Source organism: Solimonas variicoloris DSM 15731, from assembly GCF_000382285.1.
GTDB lineage: Bacteria > Pseudomonadota > Gammaproteobacteria > Nevskiales > Nevskiaceae > Solimonas > Solimonas variicoloris.
Genome location: NZ_KB907937.1, coordinates 91,488 through 101,010 on the forward strand (window position 1 = coordinate 91,488; position 9,523 = coordinate 101,010).

The 9,523-nt window shown below is 67.9% G+C and carries 8 protein-coding genes and 2 pseudogenes; 8 read left to right on the forward strand and 2 right to left on the reverse strand.

Going from position 1 to position 9,523, the window contains the following annotated elements; genetic code table 11:
* The first annotated feature begins 16 nt into the window (after positions 1 to 16).
* The 8 genes and pseudogenes from hisC to H149_RS0114225 all read left to right on the forward strand — a co-directional run bounded on the left by hisC (position 17) and on the right by H149_RS0114225 (position 8,972).
* The gene (gene hisC, locus H149_RS0114185) at positions 17 to 1,162 is read left to right on the forward strand and encodes a histidinol-phosphate transaminase (protein ID WP_026353181.1); all 1,146 of its coding nucleotides are present in this window, start codon (positions 17 to 19) and stop codon (positions 1,160 to 1,162) included.
* Positions 1,159 to 3,378 (forward strand): annotated as a pseudogene (locus H149_RS24405) (bifunctional prephenate dehydrogenase/3-phosphoshikimate 1-carboxyvinyltransferase). Before hisC ends, H149_RS24405 begins: the two are co-directional and overlap by 4 nt.
* The gene (gene cmk, locus H149_RS0114200; RefSeq protein ID WP_020650431.1) at positions 3,375 to 4,061 is read left to right on the forward strand and encodes a (d)CMP kinase; all 687 of its coding nucleotides are present in this window, start codon (positions 3,375 to 3,377) and stop codon (positions 4,059 to 4,061) included. The pseudogene H149_RS24405 and the gene cmk overlap by 4 nt, the downstream one beginning before the upstream one ends.
* Before the next feature lie 145 nt (positions 4,062 to 4,206).
* The gene (gene rpsA / locus H149_RS0114205) at positions 4,207 to 5,883 is read left to right on the forward strand and encodes a 30S ribosomal protein S1 (RefSeq protein ID WP_020650432.1); all 1,677 of its coding nucleotides are present in this window, start codon (positions 4,207 to 4,209) and stop codon (positions 5,881 to 5,883) included.
* 113 nt (positions 5,884 to 5,996) lie between these two features.
* The gene (locus H149_RS0114210) at positions 5,997 to 6,338 is read left to right on the forward strand and encodes an integration host factor subunit beta (protein ID WP_020650433.1); all 342 of its coding nucleotides are present in this window, start codon (positions 5,997 to 5,999) and stop codon (positions 6,336 to 6,338) included.
* A 7-nt stretch (positions 6,339 to 6,345) separates the two neighbouring features.
* A complete protein-coding gene (locus H149_RS0114215) occupies positions 6,346 to 6,648 on the forward strand; it encodes a LapA family protein (RefSeq protein ID WP_020650434.1) in 303 nt (100 codons plus the stop codon).
* 29 nt (positions 6,649 to 6,677) lie between these two features.
* Positions 6,678 to 7,847: a tetratricopeptide repeat protein gene (locus H149_RS0114220; RefSeq protein ID WP_020650435.1), complete on the forward strand. Its 1,170-nt coding sequence runs from the start codon at positions 6,678 to 6,680 to the stop codon at positions 7,845 to 7,847.
* Positions 7,848 to 7,982: 135 nt separating this feature from the next.
* Entirely contained in the window at positions 7,983 to 8,972 is a 990-nt protein-coding gene (locus H149_RS0114225) for an SDR family oxidoreductase (RefSeq protein ID WP_020650436.1), read from the forward strand.
* Between the two features lie 3 nt (positions 8,973 to 8,975).
* Here the strand turns inward: H149_RS0114225 and H149_RS23635 are convergent, their stop codons facing one another.
* Together H149_RS23635 and H149_RS23300 are read right to left on the reverse strand one after the other, a co-directional pair.
* On the reverse strand, positions 8,976 to 9,239 hold the full coding sequence (locus H149_RS23635; RefSeq protein ID WP_020650437.1) for a hypothetical protein: 264 nt from the start codon (positions 9,237 to 9,239) through the stop codon (positions 8,976 to 8,978).
* Positions 9,240 to 9,367: 128 nt separating this feature from the next.
* Positions 9,368 to 9,523: pseudogene (locus H149_RS23300) on the reverse strand (IS5/IS1182 family transposase); the annotation flags it as partial.

The following is a 9,523-nucleotide window of genomic DNA, read 5'->3' on the forward strand; positions in this document are numbered from 1 at the left end:
TTCAGAAACCAAGATCATGGATCAGACTTTGCAAAGGGCTTCGCCGGGCGTCATGAGCCTCGAAGCGTATTCGCCGGGCATGCCGATCGACGAACTGCAGCGCCGCCTCGGCGTGTCGAACGCGATCAAGCTGGCCTCGAACGAAAATCCGCTCGGCGCCAGTCCGAAGGTCCGCGCCGCGCTGGCCGCCGCCGTCGCACACGACAATCTGGCGCTGTATCCGGACGGCAGCGGGCATCGCCTGAAGCAGAAGATCGCCGCGCTGCACGACATCGCGCCGGAGCGCATCACGCTCGGCAACGGCTCGAACGACATCATCGAACTGCTCGGCCGCGTCTTCCTCGGTCCGGGCCGCGCCGCGCTGTATTCGGCGCATGCCTTCGCCGTTTATTCGATCATCACCCAGGCGCAGGATGCGCGCGCCGTGGTCGTGCCGGCCCTGCCGGCCCGCGATGCACAGCCCTACGGCCATGATCTCGCCGCGTTTCCGGCGGCGCTGCAGGCCAATCCGGACGTCGCGCTGGTCTTCATCGCCAACCCGAACAACCCGACCGGAACCTGGCTCGCGCCGGCGGCGATCGAGGCCTTTCTCGCGCAGGTGCCGGCGCACGTGATCGTCGCGCTCGACGAGGCGTACTTCGAATACCTCGATGCGGCGCTGCAGCCGCCGACGCGCGCCTGGCTCGATCGCTTTCCGAACCTGATCGTGTTCCGCACGTTCTCCAAGGCTTACGGGCTGGCCGGCCTGCGCGTCGGCTACTCGCTGTCGAGCGCGGCGCTGGCCGACGTGCTGAACCGCGTGCGCCAGCCGTTCAACAACAACAGCCTGGCGCTGCTCGCCGCGGAAGTCGCGCTTGGCGATCAGGATTACGTTCGCGCCGCGGTCGCGCTCAATGCGCGCGAGCGCGCGCGCCTGACGGCCGCGCTGCAGGCGATGGGGCTGACGGTGCTGCCGTCGCAGGCCAACTTCCTCGCGATCGACTTCGGCCGCGACGCCAAGCCGATCCACCAGGGTCTGCTCGAACAGGGCGTCATCGTGCGGCCGATGGCCTCGTACCAGATGCCGCAGTTCCTGCGCGTCAGCATCGGCACCGAAGCCGAGAACGACCGCTTCCTCGAAGCGCTGCGCGCGGTGCTCGGCGCCGCGGGTCGGCCGGCGTGAGCGTTCGCCACCTCGCCGTCATCGGCCTCGGCCTGATCGGCGGCTCGTTCGCGCGCGCGCTGCGCGCCGCCGGCGAGGTGGGACGCGTTTCCGGCTACGACCCGGATCCGCAGCAGCGCCAGCAGGCGCTGCGCCTGGGCGTCGTCGACCAGGTGTACGAGACTGCCGAGGCGGCGGTACGCGACGCCGATCTCGTCGTGCTGGCGGTGCCGGTGCTGCATACTGGCGAGGCGCTGCGCGCCTGTCTGCCGGGCCTGCGCGCCGATACCGTCGTCACCGATGTCGGCAGCACCAAGCAGTCGGTGCTGCGCGAAGTCGAGGCGGTCTGCGGACAGTTGCCGTCCTGGTTCGTGCCGGGGCATCCGATCGCCGGTACCGAAAAGAGCGGGGTGGCGAACAGCCTCGTCGATCTGTTCCGCAATCATCGCGTGGTGCTGACGCCGCACGCCGCACAGTCGCCGGCGGCCCGGGCGCTGGTCGCCAAGCTGTGGCAGGCGGTCGGCGCGCGCGTCGTCGAAATGGGCGCCGCCGAGCACGACGCGATCTTCGCGGCGACTTCCCATCTGCCGCACGTGATCGCCTACAGCTTCGTCGACATGCTGGCGCGCCTGCCGCACAGCGACGACATCTTCCCGAACGCCGGCGGCGGTTTTCGCGATTTCACGCGCATCGCGTCGAGCTCGGCGCAGATGTGGCATGACATCGTTCGCGCCAACGCCGGCGCCGTCGGCGAGCTGCTCGATCGCCAGATCGAGGAGCTGCAGCAGATCCGGCGCATGATGCGCGAGGAGCGCTGGGACGAGCTGCGCGAACTGTTCGCGCGAGCGCGGACGGCGCGCGAGCGCTATCTCACACAGATCGAGTAGGACCGCGCACTGCGCGCGATCCTGTACAGGAAAGCCATGAGTTCGAGTTCGTTGACCTTCGAGGTGTACCCCGGCGGCCGCCTGAGCGGCGAGTTGCGCGTGCCCGGCGACAAATCGATATCGCATCGCTCGATCATGTTCGGCTCGCTGGCCGACGGCGTGACCACGGTCGAGGGTTTCCTCACCGGCGAGGACTGCCTGTGCACGATGAAGGCGTTCCAGATGATGGGCGTGGCGATCGAGCGTCCCGGCGAGACTTCGCTGCGCGTCCACGGCGTCGGCCTGCACGGCCTGAAGTCGCCGGATGGACCGCTCGATCTCGGCAATTCGGGCACGTCGATGCGTCTGATGGCCGGCCTGCTGTCGGGGCAGACCTTCACCAGCACGCTGGTTGGCGACGCCTCGCTGTCACGCCGGCCGATGAAGCGCATCATCGGCCCGCTCGAACAGATGGGCGCGCGCATCGAATCGAATGATGGCAAGGCGCCGCTGAACGTGCTGCCGCACAAGAAGCTGCACGGCATCGCTTACCACTCGCCGGTTGCCAGCGCGCAGATCAAGTCCGGCATCCTGCTGGCCGGCCTCTATGCCGACGGCAAGACCGAGGTCTTCGAGCCGGAAGCCTCGCGCGACCACACCGAGCGCATGCTGCGGGCCTTCGGCGTGCGGGTCGAAGCGCGGCCGGGCTATGCCGGGCTTGAGGGCGGCCAGCCGCTGCGCGCGACGCAGATCCGGGTGCCGGCCGACATCTCGTCGGCAGCCTTCTTCATGGTCGGTGCGGCGATCGTGCCGGGTAGCGAAGTGCTGCTGACCGAGGTTGGCATCAATCCGACGCGCACCGGCATCATCGACGTGCTGCGCGCGATGGGCGCCGATATCGAGTTGCAGAATCAGCGCGCCTTCGGCGACGAGCCGGTCGCCGACATTCGCGTGCGTGGCGGCGGGCTGCGCGGCGTGAAGATCGGCAAGGAGCTGGTTGCGGCGGCGATCGACGAGTTTCCGATCATCTTCATCGCCGCCGCCTTCGCCGACGGCGAGACCGTGGTCGAGGGCGCCGAGGAACTGCGCGTCAAGGAATCCGACCGCATCCAGAGCATGTGCGACGGCCTGCGCGCGCTCGGCATTGCAGCGATCGCGCTGCCCGACGGCATGCGCGTGTCGGGCGGCCGCATGCACGGCGGTGCGGTCGATGCCCGCGGCGACCACCGCATCGCGATGTCGTTCGCGATCGCGGCGCTGCGCGCCGAGCAGCCGATCACCATCTTCGACTGCGCCAACGTCAATACCTCGTTTCCTGGGTTCGCCACGCTCGCGCAGCACGCCGGCCTCGACCTGCGGGTGCGCGCATGAGCGCGGCCGCGATCCCGGTCATTGCCGTTGACGGGCCGAGCGGTGTCGGCAAGGGGCTGGTCACGCGCTGGCTGGCCGAGCGGCTCGGCTACCACCGCCTCGACAGCGGTGCGCTGTATCGCATCCTGGCGCTGGCCGGCCACCGCCGCGGTATCGATCTGCACGACGGCGACGCGCTGGCGCGGCTCGCGCCGGCGCTGAAGATCCGCTTCGTCGGCGCGACCGAGGACGATGAGGCGATCCTGGTCGACGGCGAGGACTGGACCCACGACGTGCGCAAGGAGTCGACCGGCGCGCTGGCCTCGCTGATCGCGGCGCAGCCGGCGGTGCGCGCGGCCCTGCTGCAGCGCCAGCGCGATTTTCGCGAGGCGCCGGGCCTCGTCGCCGATGGCCGTGACATGGGCACCATTGTCTTTCCCGATGCCGCCCTCAAGATCTTCATGGACGCGAGCCCCGACGAGCGCGCGCAGCGCCGGCTCAAGCAGTTGAGGGCAAAGGGGATTGAGGCTACACTCGCCCCCCTTCGTGAAGAAATACGCGCCCGCGACGAGCGCGACCGCAATCGCCCCATCGCCCCGCTGAGGCCGGCGGATGGGGCTCAAGTCGTTGATACGACAGGGCTTCCACCAGTCGAAGTGCTGGCGATCATCGAAAGCCTGCTGCAGCGGTCCGCCATCGTCTGAGCCCGTTTCGCTGCGCGAAGGAAGAACATCAGCCGCGCCCTCCGGGGCCCGGCTTGTGGCCGGCGAGCAAGGATGCGAGCCGTTGACTGACCTGACAGGACCCCAAGCAAGAGGCGCGGGGATCATCCATTTCAAGAGTGTTTAGATGAGCGAGAGTTTCGCTGAGTTGTTCGAGGCCAGCCTCAAGGGCGGCCAGTCCATGCAGTCCGGCACCATCGTCAATGCGCGCGTGCTGGCCGTGAAGCCCGATGTCGTGATCGTCGACGCCGGCCTGAAGTCGGAGGGCGTGATCCCGCTTTCCGAGTTCCTGGTCGACGGCGAGCTGAAGGTCGCGCCGGGCGACGAAGTGGAAGTGGCGCTGGAAACCGTTGAGGACGGCTTCGGCGAAACCAAGTTCTCGAAAGAGAAGGCCGAGCGGATCAAGACCTGGGAGCGCCTGGGCAAGGCGTTCGAGGGCAAGGAAACCGTCATCGGCATCATCACCGGCAAGGTCAAGGGCGGTTTCACCGTCGACATCGGCACGGTCCGCGCGTTCCTGCCGGGCTCGCTGGTCGACGTCCGTCCGGTCCGCGATACCTCGTACCTCGAGGGCAAGCCGCTCGAGTTCAAGGTCATCAAGCTCGACAAGCTGCGCAACAACGTCGTGGTTTCGCGCCGCGAAGTGCTCGAGGCCGAATACTCGGCCGAGCGTGACAGCCTGCTCGCCAACCTGCAGGAAGGCGTGGTGCTGAAGGGCGTCGTCAAGAACCTCGTCGAGTACGGCGCGTTCGTCGACCTCGGCGGCATCGACGGCCTGCTGCACATCACCGACATGACGTGGAAGCGCGTCAAGGATCCGGCCGAAGTCGTGCAGGTCGGCCAGGAAATCGAAGTCAAGGTCCTCAAGTACGACCGCGAGCGTCGCCGCGTGTCGCTGGGCCTCAAGCAGCTGGGCGCCGATCCGTGGAGCGACATCGAACGTCGCTATCCGGAGCGCACCCGCCTGTTCGGCAAGGTCACCAACATCACCGACTACGGTTCGTTCGTCGAGATCGAGCCGGGCGTCGAAGGCCTGGTCCACGTCTCGGAAATGGACTGGACGAACAAGAACGTCAACCCGGCGAAGGTCGTGCAGGTCGGCGACGAAGTCGAGGTCATGATCCTCGACATCGACGGCGAGCGCCGCCGCATTTCGCTCGGCATGAAGCAGTGCCGTCCGAATCCGTGGGAAGAGTTCGCGCAGAACCACCAGAAGGGCGACCGCGTCCATGGCGCGATCAAGTCGATCACCGACTTCGGCATCTTCATCGGCCTCGACGGCGGTATCGACGGTCTCGTCCACCTGTCGGATCTCGACTGGAACGAGCCGGGTGAACTCGCGGTCCGCCGCTACCAGAAGGGCCAGGAACTCGACGCCGTGGTGCTGGCGATCGACGGCGCCCGCGAGCGCATCTCGCTCGGCGTCAAGCAGGTCCAGCAGGACCCGCTGTCGGAGTTCATCGCCAAGAACGTCAAGGGCACCATCGTCAAGGGCATCGCCAAGACGGTCGATGCGCGTGGTGCGGTCATCGACCTCGGCAACGGCGTCGAAGGCTACATCAAGGCCGGCGATCTCTCGCGTGACCGCGTCGAGGATGCCACCAAGGTGCTGAAGGAAGGCGACTCGCTGGACGCCCGTTTCATCGGCGTCGACCGCAAGAGCCGTACGGTGATGCTGTCGGTCCGCGAGAAGGAAATCCAGGAAGAGCAGGAGGCCGTCGCGGAGTACAGCCGCAACGCGTCGACTGGCAAGACCAGCCTGGGCGACCTGCTGAAGGAACAGATGGGCGGCGGCAACAATTAAGTTGTTCGTCTATCTTCCCGGAATTTCTGGGAAAAATGAGAGGGCCACGCTTGCGTGGCCCTTTTTTTTTAACTATTGTTAGCGCGTCAAAACGCTTTTTGGTTCCGGGACTTATGACGAAGTCTGAACTCATCGAACAGCTCGCGGCGAAGCAGACGCACCTGATGCACAAGGACGTCGAGCTGGCCGTCAAACTGGTTCTGGACCAGATCAGCAACGCGCTGGCGCGCGACGAGCGCGTCGAGATCCGCGGCTTCGGCAGCTTTGCGCTGCATCACCGTCCGGCCCGCGTCGGTCGCAATCCGAAGACCGGCGAGCCGGTGCAGATCCCGCCGAAGCGGGTTCCGCACTTCAAGCCGGGCAAGGAGATGCGCGAGCGCGTCAATGCGGTCGCCGCCGAGGAAGCGGCAGCTGCTGCCGCCGCCGCGACCAGCGCTGCGGTCAGCGTCGCGTAAGGCCGCCATGTCACGCCTGGCCGTCCTCATCGTGCTGCTCGTGATCCTCGTGCTCGGCGCGTCGATCGGCTACTTCAACGCCCAGCCCGTGCAGTTCAATTATCTGTTCGGCGCCACCGAGTTTCCGCTGATCGCGGTGCTGATCGCGGCGTTCTCGGCTGGCATCCTGCTCGCGATCGCCGCCGTCTCCAGCCGTCTGTTCAGCATGCGCCTGGAGCTCGGCCGCCTGCGCAAGCAGCTGCGCGAGGCCGAGGGCGAATTGCGCACGCTGCGCAATCTGCCGGTCGGCACGCCGCCGGAAGCCCGCTAGCGTTCCTTACCGTCCCGCTCAGGACCCGCATGCTCGATTCCCTGTTTCCCTGGCTGCTGCTGCCGCTGGGCCTTGCGCTGGGCTGGGCGCTCGGACGGCGTGCGCGGACCTCGACGGCGGCGGCGATCGCCCCCGAGCAGCTCGGCGGCCTGCTGACGCAGCTGGCCTCGGATGATCCGGACCAGGCGATCGCGGCCCTGACGCAGGTCGCCGAGCTCGACCACTCGACCGTCGAGCTGCACCTGACGCTCGGCAATCTGTTCCGCAAGCGCGGCGAGATCGACCGTGCGCTGCGCATCCACGAGGCCCTGCTGTCGCGGCCAGGCCTGGCGCCCGACATGCAGGCGCAGGTGCGTCGCGAACTGGCGTTCGACTACATGCGCGCCGGCGTCATGGATCACGCCGAAGCGCAGTTCGAGCGGCTGGTCGCCGACGGCCGCTACGTCACCGAATCGCTGGACCAGATCCGCACGATCTACGAGCAGGGCCGTGACTGGGAGCACGCGATCGCCGCGGCGCGCCGTCTCGAGGCCGCGCAAGGCGAGTCGAAGCGCGATCTGATCGCGCAGTACGAATGCGAACTCGCCGACGAGGCGCGCCGCGCCAAGAACGTCGACGAGGCGATCCGCCAAGCCAAGCGCGCACTCGACGAGGATCCGGGCTGCGTGCGTGCGCATCTGATGCTGGGGGCCTTGTACGAGGGCAAGCAGGACTTCGGCGCCGCCGCGCAGGCCTATCTGCGTGCCTTCCAGCTCGATGCGCATTTCCTGCCGGACGTCATCGAGCCGCTGTATCGCTGCTCGCAGAAGACCGGCCATTCGGAAGGCTTCCTGCAGTTTCTCGCCGACGCCAAGGAGATCTCGTCGAGCAGCCTGCCGTACGTTGCCGAAGCACGCCTGCTCGCCGACGAAGGCCTCGACCCGACCGACCGCCTCGCCCAAGGGCTGGAAGTGCGTCCGAGCCGCGCCGTGCTGGCGCAGTTCCTCGAAGTGCTCGAAAAGCAGCCGGCGGTGATCGCCGCCGGTCTCGACAAGCCGGCCGCCAGCCTGCACCGGGCCCTGCGCCGCATGATGGAGAGCTCGCCGCGCTACCAGTGCGGCAACTGCGGGTTCTCGCCGCGCCAGCAGTTCTGGCAGTGCCCGAGCTGCAAGCGCTGGGGCACGATCACCCCGATCGACGAGGCGATGCGCCTCGGCTGAGCCGCCGCTGCGGCCGTTCCGCCCCATCCGACGCCGTCCGGCGGCCGCCCCGCGCCGGCGACCGGAGCGCTGCTAGACTGCGGCGGCAAGAAACAAAAAAAGAAGTACCAAGAGCCGTCGGCGGAGGAGAAACGCTTGACGAAAACGGCATTCGTGACCGGGGCGACGGGCTTCGTCGGCCTGAATCTGCTCGCCGAGCTGCACGAGCGCGGCTGGCAGGTCATCGCGCTGCACCGGCAGAACTCCGACCTCGGACCGCTCGACCGCTACCCGCGGCTGCGCCGCGTGGTCGGCGATGTCACCGACCAGCGCACGCTGCGCGGCGCGATCCCGCGCGGTGTCGACTGCGTGTTCCACGTCGCCGGCAACACCAGCCTGTGGAACCGCACCCACGTCGAGCAGATCAAGGTCAACGTGCGCGGCACCCGCAACATGGTGCGCGCGGCGCTGGAGGCGCAGGTCAAGCGCTTCGTGCACACCTCGAGCATCGTCGCCTACGGCGTGCACAGCGGCACCATCACCGAGGACACGCCGACCCGCGGCAGCACCGCGGCGATCAACTACGTGCGCAGCAAGGCGCTCGCCGAGCGCGAAGTGCGCAAGGGCATCAGCGCCGGCCTGCCGGCGGTGATCCTCAATCCGTCGAACATCGTCGGCCCCTATGACACGCAAACCTGGGCCCGGATGTTCGGGCTCGTGCAGCAGGGCCGCCTGCCGGCGATGCCGCCGGGCGGCGGCAGCTTCTGCCATGTGCGCGAGGTCGCGCGCGCCCACGTCGCCGCCGCCGAGCGCGGCCGCATCGGCGCCAACTACCTGCTCGGCGGTGCGCAGGCGAGCTACGTCGGCCTGGTGCGCGAGATCGCGCGGCTGATCGGCGTGCGCCGCCACCCGCTGACGCTGCATCCGCGGCTGCTGCACTGGTACGCGACGCTGGAGGAATGGGCGGCGCCGCTGTTCGGCCGCGAGCCGGACATCACGCGCGACGCGGTCGCGCTGTTGTCGGAAAACCTGTATTGCAGCAGCCAGCGCGCCCAGCAGGAACTCGGCTACGTGCCGCAGACGCTGGAGGCGATGCTCATCGATTGCCGCGACTGGCTGTACGAGGCGGGTTTGCTGAAGCGCTGATCCTCAGCGGATGCGGTAGCTGTCCGGCAGCGCGTTGCGGACCTCGGTGCGCTTGGCGACGAGACGGGCGCGATCCTGCGGCGACAGGTCCGACAGGCGCAGGCCGGCGTCGAGCTGGGCCAGCGCGGCGCCGGGGTCGCCGCGCAGGAACAGGTAGGTGCCCATCTGGTAGGCCGATTCGGCGAGCTTGCCGCTCTCACGCGCGGCCTGCGCCAGCAGCTTGTAGGTCGCCATCTGCGTGCCCTGCGCCTGATCGTGCGACAGCAAATAGTCGGTCCTGAAATATTCAATTCACCGCCGCCAGCCGCCGACCCGGCGGCCATGCCCCCCTCGTCACTGACCACCCGCTCAAGCATCCCGACCAGAAGCCAGAGTGCAAAAAGGGCCTTCAGTCCCAACCGGGCAATGGCCCGCATCAACCAGCGCAGGTTGTAGCCGGCGGCACACAACACCGGATGCAGCACATCCCCTTCCGATCCTTTGAGCCAGTTCCGCCGTAGTCCGCAGTCGTCCTTCAGGTGCCCGATCACCGGCTCCACGGCCTGACGGCG

What these genes read in the sequence shown, in the direction of transcription:
- rpsA (WP_020650432.1), top strand. Translation starts at nt 4,207, where the DNA reads ATGAGCGAGAGTTTCGCTGAGTTGTTCGAGGCCAGCCTCAAGGGCGGC.
- H149_RS0114210 (WP_020650433.1), top strand. Translation starts at nt 5,997, where the DNA reads ATGACGAAGTCTGAACTCATCGAACAGCTCGCGGCGAAGCAGACGCAC.
- cmk (WP_020650431.1), top strand. Translation starts at nt 3,375, where the DNA reads ATGAGCGCGGCCGCGATCCCGGTCATTGCCGTTGACGGGCCGAGCGGT.
- hisC (WP_026353181.1), top strand. Translation starts at nt 17, where the DNA reads ATGGATCAGACTTTGCAAAGGGCTTCGCCGGGCGTCATGAGCCTCGAA.
- H149_RS0114215 (WP_020650434.1), top strand. Translation starts at nt 6,346, where the DNA reads ATGTCACGCCTGGCCGTCCTCATCGTGCTGCTCGTGATCCTCGTGCTC.
- H149_RS0114220 (WP_020650435.1), top strand. Translation starts at nt 6,678, where the DNA reads ATGCTCGATTCCCTGTTTCCCTGGCTGCTGCTGCCGCTGGGCCTTGCG.